Origin of the sequence: Donghicola sp. XS_ASV15, from assembly GCF_041224595.1 — a bacterium.
Lineage (GTDB): Bacteria > Pseudomonadota > Alphaproteobacteria > Rhodobacterales > Rhodobacteraceae > Donghicola.
Window position 1 is genome coordinate 76501 of record NZ_JBGFGN010000151.1, and the last position, 25917, is coordinate 102417.

23 protein-coding genes are annotated in these 25917 nt (G+C 59.9%); 7 read left to right on the forward strand and 16 right to left on the reverse strand.

Annotated features, from left to right (window positions below):
- Nucleotides 1–3: 3 nt before the first annotated feature.
- A complete protein-coding gene (locus AB9K37_RS12970; protein ID WP_369839426.1) occupies nt 4–1200 on the reverse strand; it encodes an aminotransferase class I/II-fold pyridoxal phosphate-dependent enzyme in 1197 nt (398 codons plus the stop codon).
- A 117-nt stretch (nt 1201–1317) separates the two neighbouring features.
- Nucleotides 1318–2649 carry an amidase gene (locus tag AB9K37_RS12975; protein ID WP_369839429.1) on the reverse strand — a complete coding sequence of 444 codons (1332 nt, stop codon included), beginning with the start codon at nt 2647–2649 and terminating at the stop codon, nt 1318–1320.
- A gap of 86 nt (nt 2650–2735) precedes the next feature.
- Here AB9K37_RS12975 and AB9K37_RS12980 point away from each other — a divergent pair, with 86 nt between their 5' ends.
- A complete protein-coding gene (locus AB9K37_RS12980; RefSeq protein WP_369839431.1) occupies nt 2736–3962 on the forward strand; it encodes an FAD-dependent oxidoreductase in 1227 nt (408 codons plus the stop codon).
- A 6-nt stretch (nt 3963–3968) separates the two neighbouring features.
- Here AB9K37_RS12980 and AB9K37_RS12985 read toward each other — a convergent pair whose 3' ends face one another.
- From AB9K37_RS12985 to AB9K37_RS13005, 5 genes are all read right to left on the reverse strand, one after another.
- Entirely contained in the window at nt 3969–4151 is a 183-nt protein-coding gene (locus AB9K37_RS12985) for a Trm112 family protein (RefSeq protein WP_369839434.1), read from the reverse strand.
- Entirely contained in the window at nt 4148–4795 is a 648-nt protein-coding gene (locus tag AB9K37_RS12990; RefSeq protein WP_369839612.1) for an LON peptidase substrate-binding domain-containing protein, read from the reverse strand. The genes AB9K37_RS12985 and AB9K37_RS12990 overlap by 4 nt, the downstream gene beginning before the upstream one ends.
- 26 nt (nt 4796–4821) lie before the next feature.
- On the reverse strand, nt 4822–5745 hold the full coding sequence (trxA, locus tag AB9K37_RS12995; RefSeq protein WP_303964030.1) for a thioredoxin: 924 nt from the start codon (nt 5743–5745) through the stop codon (nt 4822–4824).
- Between the two features lie 55 nt (nt 5746–5800).
- Nucleotides 5801–6589 carry an exodeoxyribonuclease III gene (locus AB9K37_RS13000; RefSeq protein ID WP_369839615.1) on the reverse strand — a complete coding sequence of 263 codons (789 nt, stop codon included), beginning with the start codon at nt 6587–6589 and terminating at the stop codon, nt 5801–5803.
- Nucleotides 6590–6794: 205 nt separating this feature from the next.
- Complete coding sequence (locus tag AB9K37_RS13005) at nt 6795–7481, reverse strand: response regulator transcription factor (protein WP_072709244.1); 687 nt, start codon at nt 7479–7481, stop codon at nt 6795–6797.
- 165 nt (nt 7482–7646) lie between these two features.
- Here AB9K37_RS13005 and ribA point away from each other — a divergent pair, with 165 nt between their 5' ends.
- Together ribA and AB9K37_RS13015 are read left to right on the forward strand one after the other, a co-directional pair.
- Nucleotides 7647–8735, forward strand: coding sequence for a GTP cyclohydrolase II (gene ribA / locus AB9K37_RS13010; protein WP_369839438.1), 1089 nt, complete (start codon nt 7647–7649; stop codon nt 8733–8735).
- A complete protein-coding gene (locus AB9K37_RS13015; RefSeq protein ID WP_369839440.1) occupies nt 8732–9232 on the forward strand; it encodes a L,D-transpeptidase in 501 nt (166 codons plus the stop codon). Before ribA ends, AB9K37_RS13015 begins: the two co-directional genes overlap by 4 nt.
- On the opposite strand, the gene AB9K37_RS13020 is transcribed toward AB9K37_RS13015, so the two are convergent.
- The 4 genes from AB9K37_RS13020 to AB9K37_RS13035 form a co-directional block, all read right to left on the reverse strand.
- Complete coding sequence (locus tag AB9K37_RS13020) at nt 9233–9628, reverse strand: hypothetical protein (RefSeq protein ID WP_369839442.1); 396 nt, start codon at nt 9626–9628, stop codon at nt 9233–9235.
- 60 nt (nt 9629–9688) lie between these two features.
- A complete protein-coding gene (locus tag AB9K37_RS13025) occupies nt 9689–10342 on the reverse strand; it encodes a YggS family pyridoxal phosphate-dependent enzyme (protein ID WP_369839445.1) in 654 nt (217 codons plus the stop codon).
- Entirely contained in the window at nt 10323–11810 is a 1488-nt protein-coding gene (locus AB9K37_RS13030; RefSeq protein ID WP_369839448.1) for a sulfotransferase, read from the reverse strand. Before AB9K37_RS13030 ends, AB9K37_RS13025 begins: the two co-directional genes overlap by 20 nt.
- Before the next feature lie 123 nt (nt 11811–11933).
- Nucleotides 11934–12893, reverse strand: a complete 960-nt coding sequence (locus AB9K37_RS13035; protein WP_369839451.1) for a porin — start codon at nt 12891–12893, stop codon at nt 11934–11936.
- 296 nt (nt 12894–13189) lie between these two features.
- Here AB9K37_RS13035 and AB9K37_RS13040 point away from each other — a divergent pair, with 296 nt between their 5' ends.
- Entirely contained in the window at nt 13190–13675 is a 486-nt protein-coding gene (locus tag AB9K37_RS13040; RefSeq protein ID WP_369839454.1) for a DUF3576 domain-containing protein, read from the forward strand.
- A 129-nt stretch (nt 13676–13804) separates the two neighbouring features.
- Here AB9K37_RS13040 and AB9K37_RS13045 read toward each other — a convergent pair whose 3' ends face one another.
- From AB9K37_RS13045 to AB9K37_RS13060, 4 genes are all read right to left on the reverse strand, one after another.
- Nucleotides 13805–16726, reverse strand: coding sequence for a COR domain-containing protein (locus tag AB9K37_RS13045; protein WP_369839456.1), 2922 nt, complete (start codon nt 16724–16726; stop codon nt 13805–13807).
- Nucleotides 16723–17163 (reverse strand): hypothetical protein, encoded by a 441-nt coding sequence (locus AB9K37_RS13050; RefSeq protein ID WP_369839458.1) that lies wholly within the window; start codon nt 17161–17163, stop codon nt 16723–16725. The genes AB9K37_RS13045 and AB9K37_RS13050 overlap by 4 nt, the downstream gene beginning before the upstream one ends.
- Before the next feature lie 151 nt (nt 17164–17314).
- Entirely contained in the window at nt 17315–18631 is a 1317-nt protein-coding gene (locus AB9K37_RS13055) for a hypothetical protein (RefSeq protein ID WP_369839461.1), read from the reverse strand.
- A gap of 580 nt (nt 18632–19211) precedes the next feature.
- Nucleotides 19212–20468: a glycosyltransferase gene (locus AB9K37_RS13060; RefSeq protein WP_369839464.1), complete on the reverse strand. Its 1257-nt coding sequence runs from the start codon at nt 20466–20468 to the stop codon at nt 19212–19214.
- A gap of 154 nt (nt 20469–20622) precedes the next feature.
- Here AB9K37_RS13060 and leuS point away from each other — a divergent pair, with 154 nt between their 5' ends.
- The 3 genes from leuS to holA are packed head-to-tail and all read left to right on the forward strand — an operon-like array spanning nt 20623 to nt 24714.
- Complete coding sequence (gene leuS / locus AB9K37_RS13065; protein ID WP_369839466.1) at nt 20623–23202, forward strand: leucine--tRNA ligase; 2580 nt, start codon at nt 20623–20625, stop codon at nt 23200–23202.
- Nucleotides 23189–23689, forward strand: coding sequence for an LPS assembly lipoprotein LptE (gene lptE, locus AB9K37_RS13070; protein WP_369839469.1), 501 nt, complete (start codon nt 23189–23191; stop codon nt 23687–23689). The genes leuS and lptE overlap by 14 nt, the downstream gene beginning before the upstream one ends.
- The gene (gene holA, locus AB9K37_RS13075) at nt 23686–24714 is read left to right on the forward strand and encodes a DNA polymerase III subunit delta (protein ID WP_369839472.1); all 1029 of its coding nucleotides are present in this window, start codon (nt 23686–23688) and stop codon (nt 24712–24714) included. Before lptE ends, holA begins: the two co-directional genes overlap by 4 nt.
- Here holA and AB9K37_RS13080 read toward each other — a convergent pair.
- A complete protein-coding gene (locus AB9K37_RS13080) occupies nt 24711–25868 on the reverse strand; it encodes a TIGR03862 family flavoprotein (protein ID WP_369839474.1) in 1158 nt (385 codons plus the stop codon). The two genes, holA and AB9K37_RS13080, sit on opposite strands and share 4 nt — an antisense overlap.
- Nucleotides 25869–25917: the final 49 nt, after the last annotated feature.

Here is a 25917-nt window from a genome sequence, read left to right on the forward strand (position 1 = left end):
CTCTTATTGCTCGTAGAGACACGCTTTGATCGCGGTCAGGCCGCGGCGCACCTCTTCTGCCGAGGCGACAAGCGCCACGCGGATGTATTCATCGCCCGGGCTCACGCCGTTGGCGTCGGGCTTGCTCAGGTAGCGACCGGGCAGCACACGCACACCGGTTTCAGTCCAGAGCTTGACGGCAGCTTCTTCGCCATTCGGCACCCGCAGCCACAAGAAAAACCCCGCTTCGGGCGACATGTAGCCCGGCGCATTCCCCAGAATTTCGTCGGCGATCTCGAACTTCTCGCGATACAGGCGGCGGTTCTCGATAACGTGGTCCTCGTCTGCCCAGACCTTTTCGGACACACGCTGGATCGGCAGAGGCAGCGGCGCACCGGAATAGTTCCGCAACTGCTTCATATGCTTCAGGCTCTCGGGGCCACCCACGGCAAAGCCAGAGCGCAAACCGGGTAGGTTCGAGCGCTTGGACAGAGAATGGAAAATGATGACCCGCTCGGGGTCCGCACCCATCTTGGTCGCGATTTCCAGCGCGCCGGGGGGCGGTGTATCGCGGTAAATCTCGGAATAACACTCATCCGCCAGAATACGGATGTCATGCTTTTCGGCCAAAGCGATCAGATCGCGCCAGTATGATTCCGACGCCACGGCCCCTTGGGGATTCGCGGGCGAGCAGATGTAAAGCATGGCCGCGCGGTCCAAAACGTCCGTCGGAAGGCCCGCGAAATCAGGCAGGTGACCCGTCTCGGCCGTGGCAGACACGAACACAGGCTCGGCCCCCGCACTGATCGAGGAAATCATGTAGACCTGATAGAACGGGTTAGGCATCAGAACGGTCGGACGCTGGCCGTTTTTCTGTTCGGGACAAAGGGCCATTCCGACGTTGTACAGACCTTCGCGCGTCCCGTTCAGAGGCAAAATCTGGGATGCCGCGTCGATTTCGACACCATATCTGCGATGAACCCACCCTGCGATGGCCTCTCGCAACTCGGGCGTGCCATCATTCGGGGGGTAGCTGTTGAACCCGTCCACATTGGCAGAGAGCACGTCCTTTACCCAGTCGGGAAACGCGTGCTTGGGCTCACCAATTGTCATGTGGATTGCATCGCCTCCGGGCTGGAGATGATCCAGCAGCGCCCGCAGACGCGGGAATGCATACGGGGGCAGCGACGCAAACCGCTCGGGGAACGGGTCGTTTGTCATGGGTCCTGCTATTTGCCTCTTATCAGGGCGCGATGGCCCTTGTTTTTTGGCAAGAATAGCTAACCCTCGCCTTCACGTCCAGTTCAGCGAGGCTCCCATAAGTATGGGTGTGGCTTTTCAGGCGCGAAGCGCAGCTTCGGCGGCAACCCCGATATGCAGCAGGCGCTCTTCGCTGCCCGCCAGACCCATCAGGCTGATCCCCGTCGAAGGCACTCCAGTCGGCAGCGTCAGCGCCGCGCCGCCGGTCAAATTCCCGATCCGTGTGTTTCGCAAGGCCAGCAGATTTTCCTGCGCAAAGTACCCGTGATCCGCCATCAGATCGTCGATCTTTGGCGGCATAGAGGGCGCGGTGGGCAGCAGAACTGCATCGAAGCCCGCGACCTTGGCGGCATAGCTTTGGCGCAGGTTCTCCAGTGACAGCCACGCTTTGACATAGTCTATCGCGCTATGGTCACGTCCTGCGCGGAAACGTTCGAGCACGGGCGGGAACATCTTTTCCGGCGCACTCTCGATCAGATCGCCGCAAGTGCCGTAGGTTTCCGGCGTGTACAGAACACCCGCCATGCCCATGATCTCTGCTACTTCGGGGATTTCGACCTCGACCAGCGTTGCACCTGCCGCTTCGAGTTTGCGGAGCGCTGCCGAGAAACCTTCGGCAGGTGTGTCGCGCAGATCGTCCTGCGCCACGGTTTTCAGCACGGCAAAGCGGCGACCGGACAGGCTGCTACCCCCAAGGTCGACCGCCTTGGCACCTGTCAGCATGGCGAACATCAGCGCCGCATCTTCAACCGAGCGTGTGAGCGGGCCAACCGTGTCGAATTTCGCGGCCAGTTTCACCACGCCATCCAGAGAAATCCGCCCCGAGGTCGTCTTGAGGCCCACCAGATCGCTCCAGCACGCGGGCACACGCACCGATCCGCCTGTGTCCGACCCGACAGCCGCCGCCGCCAAGCCCCATGCAACCGATGCCGCCGCCCCAGAGGACGACCCTCCAGAGACCGCTTCAGGGTCGTTCACGTTCGGCGGACTCTCGGTCACGGGGTTCAACCCGAGGCCCGAGAACGCCAGTTCAGTCATGTGGGTTTTGCCCAGACAGACGCCACCTTGCAGGGTGGCATCGGTCAGAACTGCGGCGTCTGCATCAGGCACGCGGCCCTCAAACAGCGCTGAGCCTGCCTCGGTTGCGACGCCCGCGCTGTCGAACAGGTCCTTCCAACTGATCGCAACGCCATCCAAAATGCCCCGACGCACCCCGTTTTTAGCGCGAAACGCCGCTGCTTCGGCCTCTGCCATCGCGCGTTCCCGCGTAAGCCGGGCATAGATGCGCGTGCCGTGCGGATGATTGGCAGCCGCGTCCAGATAGGCTTCGGTCAGTGCGACAGGGTCCAAGGTCCCCTGCCCGATCGCACGTCCTTGATCTGCCGCGCTTTTCGTCAACCAATCCTGCATTGCTGCCTCCGTCTAAATGCCGCAGATCGACCCTATCCCTGCCGTATCCCGTGGACAATCCCGACCGGCAGCGCATATTGCAAGGCATGACCCAGACGAGTGACATCCTGATCGTCGGCGGTGGGCTGGCTGGCCCATCCTTGGCGCTTGCACTGGCCCAACAGGGCCTGACGGTAACCATCATCGACGCCCTGCCTGCCACCACGCGGGCAGAGAGCGGCTTTGACGGGCGCTCTTATGCGCTGTCGCTGGCCAGCCAGCGACTGCTTGGCGCGCTCGGCCTCTGGCGCGATCTGGCGGACACCGCGCAGCCCATGCTCGAGATCAAGGTAACGGACGGCCGCGCGGGCGAAGGCCCCTCGCCGTTCTGGATGCATTTTGATCACGCCGAGATCGAAGAAGGCCCAATGGGATATATGGTGGAGGATCGTCACCTGCGCCCCGTTCTCTTGGCCGCAATGGATGCAGAGCCGAATATCACCCAGATTTCAGGTCATACCGCAGTCGACCAAACTGTCGATCCCACAGGCGTCACTGTCACGCTGGACAACGGCGACACCCTGCGCACGCGCCTGCTGATCGGCGCCGATGGCCGCCGCAGCGGCGTGCAGGCCCGCTCGGGCATCAAACGCAGCGGGTGGGACTACAACCAGACCGCTCTGGTCTGCGCGATTGAGCATGAGAAGCCCCACTTTGGCACCGCCCACCAGTTCTTCATGCCGCCCGGTCCGCTGGCAATCCTGCCCCTGCGCGGCAATGTCAGCTCTATCGTCTGGAGCGAGCGCACCGATCAGGCTGCTGCGATCAACGCGCTGGACGACGCCAGCTATATCGAAGTTCTGCGCCCCCGCTTTGGTGACTTCCTTGGCGACATCAAACTGGCTGGCAAGCGCTTCACCTACCCGCTGAACATCACCATCGCGAACAGCTTTGTCGCCGAACGCGTGGCGCTGATCGGGGATGCGGCCCACGGGGTTCACCCCATCGCCGGTCAAGGCCTGAACGCAGGTCTAAAAGACGTCGGCGCATTGGCACAGGTTCTGATCGATGCACAACGCCGCGGCGACGATATCGCCAGCCCGGTGGTTCTAGGGCACTATCAGGAATGGCGCAGGTTCGACGCGACCTCAATGGCGCTGGCCATGGACGCGTTCAACAAGCTGTTCTCGAACGACAACCCGCTCCTGCGGGTGGGTCGAGATCTGGGGATGGGTGTGATCAACGCGATGCCGCGTCTGCGCCGGACCTTTATCCGCGAGGCAGCGGGTCTGACCGGCGATGTACCCCGCCTGCTCAAGGGCGAGGCGCTGTAAGCCGGATCAATCCAGCTTACGAGCCTCATCGGGCAGCATAATCGGGATACCGTCGCGGATCGGGAACGCCAGCTTGGCTGATTTCGAGATCAGTTCCTGCTTTTCCGCGTCGTATTCCAGCGTGGTCAGAGTCAGCGGACACATCAGCGCCTCTAGCATACGGCGGTCAAAAGCGGCTGCTTGGGTCATTGCATGAAATCTCCGGAGTCATTGCCACTGTGCAGGGCGTATTCGAGCAGGGTTATGATCGTCTCGCGCCGCGTGGTCAATGACGGCGCCTCTAGCAGCGCTTGCTTGTCTTCGGGCGAGAACGGGCACAGCATCGACAGCGCGTTGATCAGCATCTCGTCATCCGCATCGCCAAGGCTTTCCCAGTCCGTCGACAGGTCTTGGGAAGCAAAGTAGCGCGACAGCAGATCCATAAACGGTCCGCGATCAAAGGCCCCGTCGATCTCGGGTTTCCCCAGATCGCGCTCGAACCCGCTCCAGTCCACTTCGCAGCGGCGATAGGGCGTGAACCCGTCGATCTCGCGCTTCATGCGGAACCGCGACACGCCGGTCAGGGTGATCATGTAGCGCCCATCCTCGGTTTCCGAGAATTGGGTCAACCGACCGGCACAGCCGATAGTACTTAGGCCCGATGCGCCCCCTGCCGGCCCCTTTTCGGGCTGGATCATGCCAATCAGACGCTGGGGCGTCTTCATGCAGTCTTCGATCATCGCCAGATAGCGCGGTTCGAAAATATGCAAAGGCAACCGGGCACGCGGCAAGAGCAGCGCACCAGGCAGAGGAAAAATCGCAATTGTTTCGGGCAGATCAGATGATGACAGCATACGCATCAACTAGGCCCCGTTAGCGATCAGGCAAATATCATCGAGCTCAATTTACGGCGCCCATTTAGCACAACCGGATCATTGGGCTTCAGCGCCTCGAAGATGGTGAACAATTGTGCTTTGGCAGCACCGTCATTCCATTCTCGGTCCTTGCGGAAGAGGTCGAGCAGTTCGTTCACCGCACCTTCGGCATCGCCGTTGGCATAAAGCGCCTGCGCCAGATCAAAACGCGCCTGCAGATCGTCTGGGTTCGCCTCCACTTGCGCACGCAGTTCAGCCACAGGACCCGCGTCAGACGCTTGCTTGGCCAGCTCCAGCTGCGCGTGGGCCGCTTCCAGCTCGGGGGCTTTCGAAATCTCGGCGGGGGCGCCATTCAGGATGGCCTCTGCCTGCTCCAGATCGCCGGTCGCGATATGGGCACGGACCAGTCCGCCATAGGCTTTGGCATGGTTCGGGTCCTCTTCGAGGATCGCCGCGAACACCTGCGCCGCATCCACAGCCTCGCCGTTTTCCATCATCTCCTCGGCCGCTGCGATCGCGTCATCCAGACCGCCGCTGGCATCACCGCCAGCTGCCTGAACCACACGCTCGACGAACGCCTTGATCTCGGAGCCCGGCACAGCACCTTGGAATCCATCCACCGGCTGACCCTGCCAGAAGGCATAGACCGTCGGGATCGACTGCACGCGCAGCTGGCCCGCGATCATCTGGTTTTCGTCCACGTTGACTTTGGCCATCTTAACCGCGCCTTTGGCCGCCTTCACGGCATCCTCAAGCTGCGGGCCTAGTGTTTTGCACGGGCCGCACCACGGGGCCCAGAAATCCACGATGACAGGGGTGGTCATGCTGGCCTGCACGACCTTGTCCATAAAGTCCGCTTCGCTCACATCCATAATCAGATCGTCGGCGGCGGGGGCGGCGGTTGCATTGCCTTGTCCCAGTTCGAACATCGTCAAATTCCCTTAGTGGTCTGTTGCACCCTATATGAGGGCGCAAGAATGAATATCAAAGGTCAAAGCTCGCGAAAACAGGTGCGTGGTCGCTGGGTTGCTCCCATCCACGCACGTCGCGGCGGATTCGGCTGGAATGACCCGCGTTCGCGATGTCCTGCGTGGCCCAGATGTGGTCCAGACGGCGGCCTTTGTCCGCTGCTGACCAGTCCTTGGCACGGTAGGACCACCAGCTGTAGAGCTGGCCTTCGGGGATGTCCTGACGGGTCACGTCGACCCAGTTTCCTGCGTCCTGCGCCTGCGCCAGATGCTCTACCTCGATCGGAGTGTGGCTGACGATCTTGAGCAGTTGCTTGTGGCTCCAGACATCATCCTCGCGCGGGGCGATGTTCAGATCACCCACCATGATGGATTTCTGCGGCGCGTTCGCGTGCCACCAGTCCCGCATCTCGGTCAGATAATCCAGCTTCTGCCCGAACTTCTCGTTGATCTCGCGGTCGGGCTTATCGCCACCTGCAGGGACATAGAAGTTGTGCACCGTCACACCATTTTCCAGCTGACCCGCGATATGGCGCGCATGGCCCAAACCGGCAAAGTCAAAGCTGGCCACTTCGGTGATCGGCTGCTTGGACAGAATCGCGACACCGTTATAGCCCTTCTGGCCGCGGGCAATCATGTGCTCGTACCCTAGGGCGCGAAACGCCTCCATCGGGATCAACTCGACGGGGCTCTTGCACTCTTGCAGGCACAGGACGTCAGGGGCATCTTCGGTCATCAGACGCTCGACCAGACCCGCGCGCAGCCGGACCGAGTTGATGTTCCACGTTGCCAGAGTAAAGCCCATGTCGCCCTCGTTCATTCAAAGTCTTCCCCAGCGATATACCTGCCCGCCTTCCATGACGAAAGGCGATGCCGGAATAAAAAAAGACCCGAGCCGAAGCCCGGGCCAAGTCCAACAGGGAGGTACATGTCATAACCCGGACATGCGCGGGGTACTTAATTCTAGAGTGCCTGCATACAGCGTGCCAAACATTGATCTGCCGCAAAGCTTAGGCATTTAGTCGATAGCCACCGGACTCTGTCACAAGCAGACGCGCATTCGAGGGATCGGGTTCGATTTTTTGGCGAAGCCGGTAAATGTGCGTCTCTAGCGTGTGCGTTGTCACCCCAGCGTTGTATCCCCATACTTCATGCAAGAGGATGTCTCTGGCAACTACCCCATCGGGAGAGCGGTGTAGAAACTTTAGAATATTCGTCTCTTTCTCGGTCAGACGGATCTTTTTCTCATCAGCAGTGATCAACATTTTCATCGAAGGCTTAAAAGTATAGGGCCCAACGACGAAAACTGCGTCCTCGCTTTGCTCGTGCTGGCGCAGCTGTGCGCGAATCCGAGCCAAAAGAACGGGGAACTTGAACGGCTTGGTCACGTAGTCATTCGCGCCAGCGTCCAGACCCAGAATGGTGTCAGCGTCGCTGTCATGGCCGGTCAGCATCAACACGGGCGCTTTGACACCCTGCTTGCGCATCCGGCGGCACAGCTCGCGACCGTCAGTGTCGGGCAAGCCAACATCCAGAATCACCAGATCGAACAGACCGTCTTTGACCTTTTCCATGGCTTCGGCGCCGTTGCCGGCCTCAAAGACATCAAAATCCTCGGTCATCACCAGCTGCTCGCTCAGCGCTTCGCGAAGGTCCTCGTCATCGTCTACCAAAAGGATCTTACGCAGTTGCGACATTTTAGTTCTCCGTTGTCTCTCTTGCGTGTGAGATGAGCTTCACACAGGCTCACGACAAGGTTTGTGGCACCAACTTCACGCCCTCGTGTCGGGGTGAAGGGTTTTATTTCAATTTCCGGCTCAAAGAGTTACAGAACTCTTCGAATTAAGAGAGGAGCCGAAACAATGGCCTTCGCCCCTGACATCATCGAGGATCTGGCCCGCGCCCGCGGCGATTTGCGAATGGGCGTGCCTATTGTGCTGCGTGGCACCGACTCTCTGCTGGTCATGGCCGCAGAAAGCCTGTCCGTTGCGCGTCTGGCCGATCTGCGCAGTCTGGGGAAACCGCCGGTCGTTGTCCTGACCTCTCATCGTGCCGAAACTTTAAAGGCGACGCCATATGACGGCGATTTGGCACGCATCACCGTGCCGGACGAGGCTGACCTCTGGTGGGTGCGCGCCATGGCAGACCCCAAGCACGACATGGACGTGCCCATGAAGGGACCGTTCCAGATCGCCCGTGGCGGGGATGCCAGCCTGCACCGCTTGGCCATCCAGCTTGTGAAAACCGCGCACCTATTGCCCGCCGCGCTGGCGGTCCCTCTGGACAACCCCGATGCATTCGCTGCTGAACACCGCCTGACCTTGATCGACACGGGCCTCGCCGGACCTGCCATCGCCGCCGAAGCGTCCTTGCACCCCGTCGCCGCCGCGCGCCTGCCCATGGTCGCGTCCGAGGCGGGTCGCCTGCACATCTACCGCCCCGAAGACGGCAACGAAGAGCACTACGCGATCGAGATCGGAAATCCCTCTCGCGATGAACCCGTTCTGGCCCGCCTGCATTCTGCTTGCTTCACCGGTGACGTGTTGGGCAGCCTGAAATGCGACTGCGGCCCCCAGCTCAATGGTGCCCTACAGCAGATGGGCACCGAAGGCGCGGGCGTCCTGCTCTATCTGAACCAAGAGGGGCGCGGCATCGGCCTTGCCAACAAAATGCGCGCCTATGCCTTGCAGGATCAGGGCTTCGACACGGTCGAGGCCAACCACCGTTTGGGTTTCGAGGATGATGAACGCGATTTCCGCATCGGTGCCGCGATCCTGCGTCGTCTGGGCTTCAACTCGGTCCGCCTGATGACAAACAACCCGCGAAAAATGGCGATGATGGAAAAGATGGGCATCTCGGTTGCCGAGCGCGTACCGCTGATCCTCGGGCAGACCCCGCAGAACGCAGCCTACCTCGCGACCAAGGCCAAGAAGTCGGGGCACCTGCTATGAACCGCCACGATCTGGTCGTCACCCCGACATGCGTCCGCTTCTTGAACCGCCGCTTTCCCCGCACCATCGGGCGCGGCGGGATCACCAGCGCCATCGACAAACGCGAGGGCGATGGCGCCACCCCGCGCGGGACTCACCGCATTCTGGGAATGCTCTATCGCCCCGACCGCATGGCGCGCCCTGCCGACTGGGCCGTGCCCATCCGCCCACGCGACCTGTGGTCCGACGATGTCAAAGATCAGGACTACAACTTGATGGTCCGCGCCCCCTACCCCCACAGTCACGAGGCCTTGCGCCGCGCCGATCCGCTCTATGATTTGGTGCTGATCACCGACTGGAACTGGCCTCGCGCCGAACGCGGCAAAGGCAGCGCGATCTTTATCCACCAGTGGCGCCGCCCCGGATATCCGACAGCAGGCTGTGTGGCATTCGATCCGCAGGATCTGCGCTGGATTGCCCGCCGGATCACTTACGAAAGCAAGCTGATCGTTCTGTAATTATTCAGGGTAGTTCCGACGGCGCCACGCGGTGATGATGTGCTGGTAGCCATTCAGCGCACTCACACGCCATTCGTAGGTGTGGATCGCATTCTTGGGGCAAGGGCTGGCATAACGGAACACACCCGACGGGATCACAACATCCCCAGTCACGTTCAGTTTCAGCCGCTTTGACCCGTGATTGGCCCCGGGGTTGTCCAGATCAATCATCCGGAACAGCAAATGTGTCGTGTTTTCCGGAACGTCCTTCAGGATAAACTCGGGGTTGGGGACAGCGTTGGGCCGACCCGTCGTGCACCGCGGAATCTTGCCCCATTCAAACACAACAGACATCTCTGCAGCGGCAACCGAAGGCAAAGACAAAAGAGTCGCCAGAACCAAAAAACGAAAACGCATTTATTACTCCAAGTCCAATGCACTCAGTCGAGCATTTGGCCAGCGCAAGAGCAAGTCACATTACCCGTAGTCGCGCGCACCAAAGATCGCGCTACCCACACGAACATGTGTCGCGCCAAAACTGATGGCTTTTTCAAAGTCATCGCTCATGCCCATGGACAAACCAGACAGGCCGTTTCGCTCTGCAATCTTGCGTAACAAAGCGAAATGCAGGCTTGCCTCTTCGTCCACCGGCGGGATGCACATTAGGCCGCGAATGGGCAGGTCCATGCCCTGACATTCCTTGATGAACCCATCTGCATCAGCGGGCGCAATACCTGCTTTTTGCGGCTCTTCGCCTGTGTTCACCTGAATGAACAGCTCGGGGCAGTGGCCCATTTCCTGCGCCAAACGGGCGATTGTGGTGGCGATTTTCGGGCGATCGACCGTGTGGATCGACTGCGCCAATTCCATCGCCTGTCGGGCCTTGTTGCTTTGAAGCGGGCCAATCAGGTGCAATTCGATCCCGTTATAGGACTCGCGGAACATGGGCCATTTTCCCGCCGCTTCCTGCACCTTGTTTTCACCAAAAACGCGGTGACCCTCTTTCAGCACCTCTTCGACGCGCGCGTTGGGCTGCACCTTGGACACCGCGATCAGGGTGACGTCCGCCTCGTTGCGACCATGGTCGGCGCAGGCTTTGGATAGACGCTGTTTAATCTCGGAGAGGGACATTGCTGAGGGCCTCGTAAGTCTCGATAAAGGGTTTCATCTCGTCGGCAAAGCGGCGCCAGCCACCTTTGGCAGACTTGTAAACCGGCACGCGCACCTGTCCAAGGCTCAATGTCCGCACAGCGCCCTCGCCCTCTTCTGGATGAAGGCAGGCGTCCTGCCACTGCAAATTTACGCCGTTCACAAGACGCGGGATCTGGGTGTCGGGGTCCTCGACCAAGTCCTCGTACTGCACCTCGATCATGCGGTCGCCCATCTGGTCGCGAAACGCCTCGACGCATTTCTGGAACAGGATCACTTGCTTGGCGATGTCCTCGAGCTTGAACGCGTACTTGTGCGTTCCCTCGGCAAAATGGTTCCGATAGATCGACAAGGCGACATCGCGCGGGTCTCGGCGCACCACGACAAACCGCGCGTCAGGCATCGCCATTGTCAGCGCAGGCATGGTGAGAAAGGTCATAATCGATTTGTCGGTCACATATTTTGCGGAGCCATCCGCACATTCCGTGAGCGCCGCTCGCAACCGGCGGGCAACCGTTTCTAGGGTATTTTGCGCGACGTCCTTCAGATTTCCGGGCTCTTTGGTCGTACCACCAAGAGAAGCGCGCGCCAGTTTACTGCCAATCGCCAGTTCTTCGGCATTCGTCACCTCTGAGTGGCGCCCCAAGATACGCTCTACCAGCGTAGTCCCCGAACGCGGCATGCCGCAGACGAAAATCGGGATCGGGCGGGCATCTGTTTCCGTGATCGGCGGCAGCACCACGTCCTGCTGCGCAGCAATCAACCGATCAACCTCTTCTGCCGCGCCCTCCATATTCGGAGCAGCGTATTCCCGCTGCAACCTGTTGGCTTCGTGCAAGTAGGTGAACACCTTGTCGTCTTCGCGCAGGTCACCGTACGCTTTGCCCAAGGCATAGGCCAAATGGCAGCGTGATTTGGCTGTCACCTCTGGTAGATCGTAGACCGCCAGCATCTTGTCGATAATCGGATCGCCTGCCTGAATGCGGCGCGGCTGAACGTAACTGCGGTAGTTCTCGCCATAGGTAGGCACTTCGGTGATCAACCCTTCGATCAGCTTGTTCGAGGCATCGAAATCCCCCAGCTGCATCCGGATCAGAGCTTCGTCCAGACGAATAGACCGCTTCTTCGGCAACAGCATGCGCAGTCGGTTCAGGGTCTTGAGCGCCTCTTTGTGTTGGTAGCACGCCATCTGCGCCGAACAGAGAGCCTTGAGGATTTCGGGGGTTTTCGGCTTCAGACGATCTGCCGTCTTCAGCGCTTTCACCGCGGTGCGGGGCAGGTGCAACTCGCTGGCGGTTAGGGCCAGATGATAATGCGCTTCGGCCAAGCGCGGCGCGACCGCGAGGACCTTCTGCAAGAGTTGGAGCGACTGACTAAACTGACCGGACTGACGCAACTGGATCGCTTGCTGCATCGCGGACTTGATTTGCGAGGGCGAGGGGGGGGCCATCTCAATTCCTTTGGAAACAATACCCGACCGAAATAAGCCTTCGCGTTTCCAAGGGAAAGGCATTCCCCAAAAGAAAAGAGCGGGCAATTGCCCGCTCTTCCCTAATCAAAGATCTAGATGACCTTAGAAGGACATCGCCAGACCCAGCGAGTACATGTTGACCGACTTGTCGAACACGTTCTCGTTTTCCGAACCCTGCTCGCCGTAGCCAGCTTTCAGAACCAGGCCACCGCCCAGGTCGTAGTTCGCTGCGATGCCAACACCCGAAGTGGTCGAGCCCATTACGCCGTCAGCGTCGGTGTGGGTTTCGCCGTACATCAGGCCAACCGACAGAGCGTCCATGGTGTAGACTGCGCCGAAGCCGTATGCTGCGGTTACGGGGTCAACAGCACCGATGGTGTTGTCACGGCCTTCGACGTAGTTTGCAACCAGGTCAAAGCCTGCAAGGCTGGTGCCAACCGAAAGGCCCCACTGCTCTGCATCTTCACCGCCTTGGTAACCAGCGCCGAAGTCGTAGCCTGCTACCGAGTAGGTTACGCCGAAGCCCCAGGTCGAACGATCAACGCCTTCGTCGTCGGTTTCAGCCGACAGCGACAGGCCGAAGCCAGCGATCGAGTAGTCGTAACGAGCAACCTGCTCGTCCAGGTTGCCATCGATGCCTGCGTCAACAGTCGAGTAGGTGGTCGATGCGTCAGCGATATCGCCGATCAGGTCGTTGCCAGCAACTGCTTTGTCCAGAGCGCCGTCGGTGTCGCCCATGGTCAGAGTGCCGAAGTCACCCGAGATGAAGACCGAGTGGTCGGTCATGCCGCTGTCGCCGAAGCCAGCGCCGAACTCGTCAGCGTCGATGGTCGCGCCGAAAGTGATGCCGTTGTCCGACTCACCCGACAGGGTGAAGGTGATGTCGATGTCGTTGTGGAACTGATCAGCGTAGTGCTCGTCGTTGTTTTCACCAACAACGTGAGTGATGCCCTGGTCACCACCTTTGATACCCATTTCAGCCGAGCCCGAGAGGCTCACTTCTGCCGCGGCAAAGCCTGCGGTTGCGAACAGCGCGGTGGTCGCGAAAAGAACGTTTTTCATTTTTTCCCTCATGTGTCGTAAGGCACGTACCAATCCGGTGTACCGGTTTTGATGAAGTTTGAATGCACCCAACGCCCCCCCTGTTGCAAGCCAACGATGGCACCCCTTGGCAACAAACAGTTAAGTGATGCTCATTTGCCACAAGAGTTTTTCCGGACCATTTGATCAGCCTTTCGGAGTCTTTTGCCTCACTATTTGCGGGGTTGCCCCTTATAAGGTCCAAAAGCCGCCTTGCTCGTAGAGATAAGGCCGGCTAAGCAGCTTAAGTGACTTTTCGACTTTTTAGGAGAGCCCGCATGACCCGCGCGATGGCCCGTATTGTATGTCTTACTCTTGCGACGGCAATTGGCCTGTCCGGCTGCGGGAAATATGCCACCGAGAAATCTCCGGACGAGGCATATGATGAGTACCTAGAAGAGCAAGGTATCTCCAAGGATCGCACCAGTGTTCTGAACATGCTGATCAAGCCTGACCGCGCAGAGGTTGGCGAAGTTAACCGATTCCTTTGGAACGCGTCACTCGAAGTTTTGAACTTTCTGCCTGTTGAAACGATCGATCCGTTCTCGGGCGTGATCTCGACCGGCTATGGCACACCTCCGGGTGGCGGCCGCGCCTATCGCGCGACGATCTACGTGACAGACAGCGCTCTGGACGCGCGCTCTTTGAATGTGGCGCTGCAAACGCGCGGCGGCGCCCCCGTCAGCATCGACACCCAGCGCGCGGTCGAAGACGCGATTCTCACCCGTGCCCGTCAGCTTCGGGTGGCCGATCTGGGCATGTGATTCTTTCACGTTAATCGGAGAATACGAAAAGGGGCCGCAGGGCCTAGCCCTTACGGTAAATGTTGATAATTCGAAGCGCGGGGACTTTCCTGCGCTTCGCTGCTTTTGGCGGGCACCGAAACAGCGACCTCAGGTCAGTTTATCGAAATCGGTTTCCCGCAGGCACGACCCGACGTAGCGCAAGATGGCACCGGTCTGGGATTTGAACCCGTTTATTGCGTTTCGGGTTTGCACGGTGAGGTCGTCGACCGTTCCCATTTCTTTAATCTCTTCCGAGATTACTTCGAATTGTTCGTTCCAGAATTTTCTGTAGACAGCGATGTCCGTTGGGAGCCGTATCTTCACATCGCCGAGAATGACTTCTACGCGATTATTGAATAATGCGCGGGCCTCGTCATTGGTCGTTGCCTCCAGTTCGGAGCGCTTCCAGATCTCGTGCAGTTCAAACATGCAAAACGGCGATCGGAGATAATTTTCGGTCAGCCAGATGTAGATTTTGGCACCCTTGGACAATTCGCGCATGAACGGCTCGATTGCCTCGCCGGTCTTAAGCTCGTTCACATCCCGCCGGATTTTTACGCCCTGTTCGCGCTCGACTTTTTCGCAAAATGTCGCAACCGGACGGTTTTCGTCCGCCAGCTCATCTGCATTCGCATAAGAGAAGAACCAACCACTGTCTTCGGCACTGGGGCGGGTGTAGCTCAAGGCAGGCTCTGATTGATCGTCAGAGGCCTTGGGCAGGGATTTCGATGAAGGGCTGTCGGACGCGATTGCTGGAAACCCAAGTCGGCCTTCTTCCCGCTCCACAATCTCTTCAATGCGTGCCAGAAGCTCTGCGGCGCGCGTACCGCCAGTCCGGATGATGATCTGTTCGGAGGAGGTATCCCCTGACGCCATCTCGATCCGTACCCAGCCTTGTAAAGTACCCTCGAAGACGCAGAGGCCGGTTCGCCAGAATTCACCCTTTGTGCCTGCTTGGGCGCCGATGGCACATATCACGCTCCGCATGAGGGCAGCAGGATGCGCACTATAGGTTCGGATCTGTGTGGCCCCGGCATCCTCACCATCCCAAGAAGGCGATGCCGTTTCTGGCAGGAGGTCCGGTGCGATGTAGGTTACTGGCGTGTGCCTAGTGCTCTGCTCATACTCAAAGCAAATCCCGCAGGCTTCCATCATGCTGATGAACAACTCTTGTTCTTCAGGACTATACCCATCGCGGTTCCACTGCATCTCGCCCAACAGAGCCTGTTGGAATTTGCCTTGCATACCTTTGATGATTGCGAAGGTGGATGTCTCCCGTTCGAGGACGGAGTAGATCGCTGTGATCGCCCATTGCTGGTCCAAGATGATCTCGTCCGAGAAGAACCCGTCGCGATAGAAGACCACGCCAGCGTTGTGCAGCGTCTCCAAGAACAGATCGGGGCGTGTGACCCCACCATGGGCGTCGCAGAGCGCGGCGAACTCATCCAACGTCATCGTGCGCCTGTTGCCCTCGGCAATCATGTCCTCCAAGGCGCGTTTGACGCCAAAGCGTGTCTTGCCGATTAACGGCTTGTCGATCAATTGATAGGCTTCAAGGAGCGCATCATTGAGGTCACCCTGACCACGTCCAGTCTTGGCACTGTGATCAATGGAGAGTGCATTAGAGAAGCCCTCATACGCCGCCTGTGCGTAGTCTGGAATAGCCCTGCGGTCACGCAAGGTATCCGCCTGTGTCTGGACAACAATCAGCGGCGCTTCCTTCCCAGCAAACGCATTGATCTGGTTTAGCCAGTAGGGCAGCTGATGGTTTCGAAAGGTGTGGCCGCCCACACTGTGGGTGTCGTTGTCCTCATGCTCGGGCGTCCAAGCGAGCAGGTACATTCCACGGCTTTTCATGAACATGGTGTGGGTCGCGTGGTAAATGTCCTGACCGCCAAAATCCCAGAGCTGAATGCGCGGCTCCGGATCTGAGTCGGTCGGCAGATCAAAGCTGCGGACGATGATCCCATGTGTGGAGGCGACTGAAGGGTCGTATCTGTCGTCCAACAGCGTCCGGCTCAACTGGGTTTTGCCCACGCGGCCATTTCCCAGCACGAGCAGCTTTGCATCCCCAAGAGCGACAGGGTCAGGACCGAGATCGAGAAGGTGGGCACGCAGGCGGTCGGCGCAGTTGTCGTCCCAACTCTGGGAAAGCACTTCCGTCGGAACACCCGAGAGAGTTGAGAGCGTCAGTTTTTCAATTTGCTCACGACAAAATAGCTCCGGCGACCACTTGGCGATGTCGTAAAGCAGTGCGTGAAGACTGGTCAAGTTTGGCAATTCCGAAAGCGGTCGCAGATCGCTCACTTCGGTCCTATCGCAGTCAAGGCTCTGCAGAGCGGTGATACCCGAGAGTGGACTGAGATCGCTAATGCGGGTTTTGCGGCATGCAAGGCGCTGCAGGGCGGTGAGGCTCGAGAGTGGGCTGAGATCGCTGACGCGGGTCCAGCCGCAGTGAAGGCTCTGCAGGGCGGTGAGGCCCGAGAGCGGGCTGAGATCGCTGACGCGGGTGTGGTCGCAGTGAAGGCTCTGCAGGGCGGTGAGGCCCGAAAGTGGGCTGAGATCGCTGCCGCTGGTCTTCCAGCATTTAAGGCTCTGTAGGGCGGTGAGGCCCGAGAGTGGGCCGAGATCGCTGATGCGGGTCCAGCCGCAGTGAAGGCTCTGCAGGGCGGTGAGGCCCGAGAGTGGGCTGAGATCGCTGACGCGGGTGGCGGCGCAGTCAAATTTCTGCAGGGCGGTGAGGCCCGAGAGTGGGCTGAGATCGCTGACGCTGGTGATGGCGCAGTCAAATTTCTGCAGGGCGGTGAGGCCCGAGAGTGGGCCAAGATCTGAAACCCCTCGGGCGCCTGTTATCCCTCCGGATTTACGATTATTGACCGTCAAAAATAGCTCGGTCGGATTGATCTCCCCGATGCACTCAGGAATTTCGATCAGCCCTTCAATTGCGAGGTCTAGTGCCTTGCCGGGCTGCCAAGCCTTGATGCGCCGGACAGCCTCTGCGTAGGCCTCTTTTGCTGTCAGCGTCCTCATTGCGCAGCTCCGGGCACAATCATTACAGCCCCCGCCACAAGGACGCAGAGTAGCATCAGGGCAGCGTAGAGGGTCCAGACCGACCAGCCAAAGGCGGATTGGCCGAGAGTTTGCTGTTTCGCAATCTCGTCGGGGATCTTCAGGCTCAGGTCTGCAGGGGTGTCGGGGAGGCGCACGATATCGTAAAGCCCCCGGTATTGCCGCTCGAGCGTGAGGTACTGGCCATCCAGCAGCCAGAAGACCGCCAGTAACGGCGCCCCTGCCATAGCCAGATACCACGTGTCGGTCGCTGCCGCCGTGGAATTGACCGCTGCTGTCACTGCCAGCGCGTAGCGCTTCATCGCGGCACTTTCCGAGGCCATCCGTGTGATGATCGCCTGGATGAACTCCAGATATTTGATCTTCTGGCTGCTCTGCTCAGCTGCTGGCTCGGTCATGCTCAAATCCCCCACGTGTAATGGAAAACAGGGTTATACAAGCCTGAGAGCATTTCCAAGATTCGCAGGATCTGGAAAACCATTGTTTCGCTGGGGCTTGCGTCTGACTGGCGGGTCTCGTTGCGAGACAGCTTTACAAGTCGCGCACGCGTCAGGTGTAGCTGAACAGATCATCTGCGCGGACAACGCCCTTGGCCAGGCCGATCCGCATGGCAGGCGTTTGATTGTCCGGGCCCTTCAGCATGTAGTTCTGATAGAAGCGCAGGATGTTCAGCATCTTCACGACCATCTCGGGATCGTAAAAGGCGTAGGCATACCACGTGCGTCCCGCATTGGAGGTCGAGGAACTGCCCCGCTCAAAGCCCGCCACACGTCGACGCAGGCGCGCAAAATAGGCATCCGCAGGATGGGTCGACCCTCGGCAGAGCAGCCGCGCCAGCGTCACCGCCGTATGCTGCGCCGAGCCGGTCCAGAGATAGATGGTTTTGTTCGGCTCGCCCTTGTTGTGGAAGGGCCACTTGAAGCCGTCAGTCTTCAATGCGCGAGCGCGCTCCTCGGGGGATGTCATCTCATCCGACTGCTCCAGCAGGATCGCGACCAAGGCCTCTTGTTCTGTCAGGGCGGGATGCTCTGCCCTGATCCTCTGGATGTCGTGGAAATAGGTTTCCCGAAGGTCCCTGTAGGCCCTATCACCAATGGCCTTATAGGCCTGCTTCTTGTCGTTGCTCAGGCCCTTCTCGAACTTGATCTGCGCTATGTCCACCCTTCCGCGGGTGACTTCGTTCACCATGAGCGCCGCAAGTGCAGGCGCGAGCACGCTGTCGGGATCGAGGCAGAACTGCGCGTGTCGGTAGCGATCGCCGATCAGTTTCTTCACATGCATCAGATGGCCATAAGCCGCGTAATCTGTCCGGACACGGCATCCGGTTCCCGGTAGCTTCAGGCCATTGCCGACCCAAAGGTCGTCCTGAGAAATGATGGTCGCATTCTGGCTCATCACCGAGCGTTCGTATTCGCGTTTGGACCAGAGCCGGGCCTGGCTGCGCATGGACAGCGGACGATCGAAATCCCCCACGGCTTCCATGTAATTGTCGACCTCTTCCGGGCTGATGTCCGGATCATAATCCAGCGTTGAGGCCAACACATACTGGCTGCCTTGATGCACGGTACATAGGTGTAGAAAGGGAATGATGCCCCGCCGTTCCCGCGCCGGCCAGTTCACGGTCAACACCTGCGCATCTGTTGCGAAAACAACAGACTTCCCGGCCAAGGCAGCCCCCAAGTCCGCCTCTCGCCGGTTTGCGAATTTTAGAACCTGCGCGTTCAGGAAATCGATCTTCGAATAGATATGGGCTGGTGTGACGTCGAGGATCTCTGTCAGCCTCGAGATCGAGGTCTTATTGGTCAGAGCCTTGAAAATAGAGATGGTCTCATGGGTTTTCTTGTGCCGGCGCGTGGGTTTGCCCAATGAAAACGTCTTTTTGCAGGCTTTGCACTGGGTCCGCGGATCGCCAGCGGCGGTCTTGCCAAAGCTCCGGTAGGACTTCGGTGCCAGATGAACGGGGATCCCAAAGTTGACGCAAGATGCGGTCTGACAACTTGCGAAAAACTTTTTCCTATACAGTCGTCCCAGACGCGCGTATTCCTCAAGCACAGCCTGATTTGACTTGAGGGTATGGAACGTCTGGCAGCTTGGGCACTTATAGGCCCGTTCAGCCCCCCTTCCGGTCACCGCGCCAGTATTCTCGAGGCCACGGCCCCGAGTGTCGAAGGGATCCGGCAAAATGCCGTACCGCTCACAGAGCGGGTTGCGACAAAAATTAACCGAAAACCCGCCCGGAGACCGTGGCAAACGCCGCGCTCGCCCTCCCGGAGAAATCTCCGGCCGTAAAACTGGCCGTTTTACCACCCCAAAACCACCTGAAGTCACTGATACACAACAAAAAAGTGCCGACACCGTAGCGTCGACACCTCAGAAGATCAACATTTATCCTAAGGGCTAGCCGCAGGGCCCCTTTGTTGTTTCTACAGACTTGCGGCGGTGCGCCTTAGTCAGTCGGTTCGATCCTCGGACGCGCGATCAGATTTTCGATCCAGTTCAACTGGCAGGGCAAGCAAACCCGCTTGAGATCGTACTTTGAGACCGCCAATTCGCGAGCATTCTTGCCCAAACGACTCGCAAGCTCTTTGTCTTCCAGCACGTTGCACACCTGATCCACCAAGGCGCCCTTGTCGAAGAAATCCACCAACTGCCCGTTGTGACCATCCACGATGACCTCTTTCACAGGGGCCACATCGCTTGCCACAATCGGCGCCTCGCTGGCCATTGCCTCGATCAGCGACCAAGACAAGACAAACGGATAGGTCAAATAGACGTGCGCGCTGGTGATCTGCAGCATCGTCAGGAACTTGTCGTAGGGAATCTTGCCAAGGAAGTGGACGCGCGCCCAATCCTCGTCGGGAATCTGCCCGCGCACCTGATCAATAAAGATCTGCTTCCAGGTTTGTCCTTTGGGCGGCGCGGCTCCATAGCTGACCCCGTCCCCGCCAACGATTAATACCTTGGCGTTGGGGCGGCGCTTCAGCAGTTCGGGCAGCGCCCGCATAAAGATGTGGTAGCCTCGGTATGGCTCGAGGTTACGGTTCACAAAGGTGACAACCTCGTCCTCTTTGCTGAGCGACAGCCCCTCAATCTCTAGACGCGCTTCGGAATTCGGGCCGATGGCATCTGTATCGATCCCGTCATGAGAGATGGTGATCTTGGTCTTGAGCGCGTCAGGATAGGTCGACAACTGAAAGCTGGTCGGACAGATGCCGGCATCCATGATCTCGTGATGCAGTCGGTTGTTTACGTTCTTCATCCGGATGCGCATGGGCTCTGTCGCCGCCTCGCGCGCTGGGAATTCGGGATCAAAGTTCATACCGCCGTCAGAAGACTGGTAGTAGAGCTCGCAGAACAAACCGAGGCGGGTGTTGGGCCACACGTCCTTCATGAACAGCGACTCGCCCCAACCGGGGTGCGCAATCACAGCCGCAGGGTTGAAGCCTTGTTTCTTCAGGTCCATCGCGGCGCGATACGCGCCCTCTGCGCGGTGCAATTTGGTGTCCATATCCAACAGCCATGGATGCACGTGTTGCGCCTTCGGAGCCTTGATCGTGTAGGGGATAATCTGGACACCCTGCCACTTGGTGGGCTTGTTCACACGCGGAGTCAGCGCCAATACACGGTGCCCTTTGGCCGCCAAAGCGGGCGCAAGGTGCTTGAACTGCCCGGGGAAGTTGTTGTGAATAAATAAAATGTCCATCAAGTACGCTACCACAATTCTGCCTAAATCAGAGATAGGCCGAAGAAACGCGACTGCACAACGGTAAATCCGTAAAAAAACAGGCTGCCTCTGGACCAAAAGGCCACACACGCCTATCACCCCGCGCAAGTATCGCATGATCGGGGTCCGTCTGATGTCACGCTATGAAGCCAACGCAATCGAAGCCAAATGGCAAAAATCCTGGGAAGAGGCCGGTGTGTTCACCGCCGAACGCAGCGACGACAAGCCAAAGTACTACGTGCTCGAGATGTTCCCCTATCCGTCGGGCCGCATCCACATGGGCCACGTGCGCAACTACACCATGGGCGACGTGATCGCGCGCTACAAGCTGTCCACCGGCCACAACGTACTGCACCCCATGGGCTTTGATGCCTTTGGCATGCCTGCGGAAAACGCGGCCATGAAGTCGGGCGGTCATCCCAAGGACTGGACCTATGGCAACATCGACGAGATGGTTGCCCAGATGAAGCCCATGGGCTGGTCGCTGGACTGGAACCGCATGTTCGCCACCTGCGACGTGGAATACTACGGTCAGCAGCAGGCGCTGTTCCTTGATATGCTGGAAGCGGGCCTCGTTTACCGCAAGAACGCCGTCGTGAACTGGGATCCGGTCGACATGACCGTTCTGGCGAACGAACAGGTGGAAAACGGCCGCGGCTGGCGTTCAGGCGCTCTGGTCGAGCGCCGCGAGCTGACCCAGTGGTTCTTCAAGATCAGCGATTACTCGGACGAACTTCTGTCCGCGCTCGACACGCTGGACAACTGGCCCGCCAAGGTGAAAACCATGCAGGCCAACTGGATCGGCAAGTCGCGCGGTCTGCAGTTCGCCTTCTCGACCGTGGACGCACCCGACGGGTTCGACCGCATTGAGGTCTACACCACCCGCCCCGACACCCTGATGGGCGCCAGCTTTATGGGCATCTCGCCTGACCACCCGCTGGCCAAGCAGCTGGAGCAGACCAACCCCGAGATCGCGGCCTTCTGCGAAGACTGCCGCCGCATGGGCACCACCGAGGAAGAGCTGGAAAAAGCCGAGAAGAAGGGCTTTGACACCGGCCTGACCGTGCGCCACCCGTTCGACACCTCGTGGGAGCTGCCGATCTATATCGCGAACTTCATCCTGATGGACTACGGCACCGGCGCGATCTTTGGTTGCCCCGCCCATGACCAGCGGGACTTTGAATTCGCCACCAAGTATGGCCTGCCCATTGCCCCTGTTTTCGTGTCTGCGGACGTGGAAGCGGACGGTGCAGATGAGTATTTTAAGCAAAAAGAAGAGGCCTTCGTCCCGATGAAATCGGAGACGGTCCGCTACATTCGCGGGTTCTGTGGCGCCGAGCTGCAAACCGGCGAAGATGCCGTCGCCGCCGCGATCGAATTCTGCGAGTCTCAAGGCGTCGGCCACGGGGTGACCAAGTTCCGTCTGCGCGACTGGGGTCTGTCCCGTCAGCGCTACTGGGGCTGCCCGATTCCCGTGGTGCACTGCGAGGCTTGCGGTGTCGTTCCCGAGAAGAAAGAGAACCTGCCGGTCAAACTGCCCGACGACGTGACCTTTGACGTGCCGGGCAACCCGCTGGACCGTCACCCCACATGGCGCAACTGTGACTGTCCGTCCTGTGGTGCGCCCGCGCGCCGCGAGACCGACACCATGGACACCTTTGTGGACAGCTCGTGGTACTTTGCCCGCTTTACTGCGCCGCGCGCCGACACCCCGACCGATGCGGCCGAGGCCGAGTACTGGATGAACGTCGACCAGTATATTGGCGGGATCGAGCACGCGATTCTGCACCTGCTGTATTCGCGCTTCTTTGCGCGCGCAATGAACATCACCGGCCACCTGCCCGAAAAGTCCAAAGAGCCATTCAACGCTCTGTTCACCCAAGGCATGGTGACCCACGCGATCTACAAAACCGAGGACGCTGATGGCCGCCCCGTCTACCACTACCCCGAAGAAGTGGAGACCAAGGATGGCAAGGTTGTCTTGAAAGACTCCGGCGCCGAGGTCGAGGTTGTGCCCTCGGCCAAGATGTCGAAATCCAAGAACAACGTGGTCGACCCGCTGGCGATCATCGACACCTATGGCGCGGACACCGCCCGCTGGTTCATGCTGTCCGACAGCCCGCCCGAGCGTGACGTGGAATGGACTGCATCGGGTGCCGAAGCGACCTACAAGCACCTGAGCCGCGTTTGGCGCATTGCCACCGATGCTGCAGCGGACGAAACAGCTGCGAACGATCAGGACAAAGCCCTGCTGCGCGAGATGCACAAGGCGATCCACGATGTGACCGCAGGCGTCGAAAGCTTTGGCTTCAACGCCTCGATCGCGAAGCTCTATGGTTTCACCAACACGCTGGCGAAATCCAAGGCAGGCGGTGATGCGAAGCGCGAGGCGACCAAGATCCTTGCGCAGCTGATGTCGCCCATCACCCCCCACTTGGCCGAGGAAATCTGGGCCTTGCTTGGTGGCACGGGTCTGATCGCTCAGGCCGACTGGCCAAAGTCGGACGAATCGATGCTGGTCGAGGACGAGGTCACCCTGCCCATCCAGATCAACGGCAAGCGCCGCGGCGAAATCACCGTCCCCAAAGATCTGGCGAAGGAAGAGGTTGAAAAGCTGGCCCTCGCACACGAAGCTGTTGTGCGTGCGCTCGATGGAAACGCACCGAAAAAGCTGATTGTTGTGCCGGGACGGATCGTCAATGTCGTCGTTTAACCTGACCCGCCGCACCTTTGTTCTGGGTGCGGCAATGACCCTGGGTCTGGCCGGATGCGGTTTGAAACCGTCTCTGGCGCCGGGCGGGGCTGCGCAGTCGCTGTTCGGGCGGCTGCGGGCGCGGGACCCCGAGAACCGGTTGGAATATCTGTTCGTGCGCCGGTTCGAAGAACGCGCAGGCCTGACCACGTCGGGCGATCTGGTGCTGACCTACGATCTGGACATCACGCGTTCGGCCCAAGGCATCACGTCCGAACAGATCACCAGCCGCTACATGCTGTCGGGCAAGGCCACCTATTCCGTCCGCCGCGCGGGCAGCGAGGCGTCCTTGGCCCACGGGTCTGTCACGGCCTTTACCGGCTATTCGGCCACCGGCTCGACCGTTGCGACGCAGGCCGCCCAAGCGGATGCCGCCGAACGTCTGGCCACCCAGCTGGCCGATCTGGTCGTCGCCCGTCTGACCGCAGAGGCCACGCGCCTGCAATGAAACTGTCTCCGCGCGACGCCAGCAGCTATATCGCGCGCCCTGACCCAGGGAGGCCGGGGATACTGCTGTACGGCGCAGACCCCATGCGGGTCGCCGACCGCCGGCAGAAAATCGTCTCTAACCTGATCGGCCCCGACGGCGAATCCGAGATGCGCCTGAACCGCGTCCAAGGCGCGGACGTGCGCAAAGACGGCGCGCTCTTGTTCGACGCTTTAAAAGAACAAGGTTTCTTCCCCGGCCAGCGCTGCGTGTTTGTCGAGGATGCGACCGACGGCTGTGCCAAACCCATTGCCGCAGCTTTAGAAGGCTGGCGTCCGGGCGATGCCGTTCTTGTGGTCACGGCAGGCCAGCTTGCTGCCAAATCTGCCCTGCGCAAAGTGTTCGAAAGCCACCCTCAGGCCTATGCGCTTGGCATCTACAACGACCCGCCGGGACGAGAAGAGATTGAGGGCATCGTGCGGGAATCGGGCCTCGACCTGCCCGACCGCGACGCGATGGACGGGCTGGTTGCGCTGGCCCAAACGCTGGAACCCGGCGATTTCCGCCAGACGGTTCAGAAGCTGGCCCTCTACAAATATGGCGACACCTCGCCCGTCACCGCCGAGGATATCACCGCCTGCGCCCCCGCCTCGACCGAGGCCGCGATTGATGATGTGCTCGATATCGTGTCGGACGGCCAGCCGCAAAAGCTTGGCCCCGTGATGCGCCGTCTCGAGGCTCAAGGCACCAAGCCGACCGAGTTGATGATCTTTGCCCTGCGGCATTTCAAAACCCTGCATGCCGTGGCCTCTGCCCCCGGCGGCCCTTCTGCTGGCATCGCTGCGCTCCGTCCTCCCGTTTTCGGCCCCCGCCGCTCGAAACTGGAACGTCAGGCCGGCCGCTGGCCCAGCCTGAAACTCCAAACCGCCATCGGGCTTTTGGTGGAAACCGACCTCAAACTACGCTCGGCGGGGCAAACCGCCCCCGACATGGCGCTGGTCGAACGCGCGCTCCTGCGCCTTACGATGCTGGGAAACAGCCGTTAATACCGCGCCGCGGCCAAGCCTGCCCAGCGCCCACTCGCCAGACACGCGGTCAGCAGATAGCCCCCCGTCGGGGCCTCCCAATCCAGCATCTCGCCGCAGGCAAAGACACCGGGCCGCTCCCGCAGCATCAGCTTCCCGTCCAAAGCGCTGAACCGCAGTCCCCCCGCGACCGAAATCGCCTCGTCCATTGGACGCGGCCCCACCAACGACAAAGGCAACCCCTTCAGCACCGGCGCCAGATCATCGGGCAAGGGCCGCGCGAATTCCTGTACCAAAGCCACCTTCACCGCCGGCATCGACAACGTCTTGCGCAGCCGGTTGGCCAGCGAATCCTTCGCCTTGCCCCGCGCCAAACGCTTGCGCACCTCATCCACGGACAAATGCGGCAGCAGGTCGACGCGCAGGTCCGCCCCCTCGCGGACCGCCCGCGAAACAGCGTAAATTCCGCCGCCCTCGACCCCACGCGCCGAGACAACGAACTCCCCACGCTCCACCTGATCCCCCGCGATCAGGGCCACATCCTTGACCGGCTCGCCAAAATGCTTGGCCATATGCTCGGACCAATCGACCAGAAACCCCATGTTCGCAGGCTGGAACGGGGCCACATCCCCCACATACTCCGCCCAAGCGCCATCAGACCCCAGCCGCGCCCAGCTCGCACCACCGCATGCCAGCACAGTCACACCAGCGCGCAACACGACACGCCCCTCAGGCCCATCGACCAACACGTCATCGCCATCCCAACCGGCCCAGCGGTGCCGCACCCGAATCTCGACCCCGTATCCGTCCAGCCGCCGCAACCAACTGCGCAACAAGGGCGAGGCTTTCATCACCTTCGGAAACACTCGCCCCGAGCTGCCCACGAACAACGGCACGCCCAGATCTTCGGCCCAGCCCATCATCTCGACCGGCCCAAAATCGCGCAGCGCCGGAACCAAAGGCTCCACCCCCGCCCCATAGGCCGCCACGAACGCCGGCATATCCTCGTCTTTGGTGATGTTCAGCCCCGACTTACCCGCCATCAGGAACTTGCGCGCCACGCTCGGCTTAGCCTCCAGAACAACCACGCGCCGCCCCTCGGCGCCCAGCATTTCGGCCGCCATCAGCCCAGCGGGTCCCGCGCCGATCACCAGCGCATCCACAACCTCGACCATGCCAGCCCCCTTGTTCCGAACAGAATTCGCGCCATGATTACTCACCGAG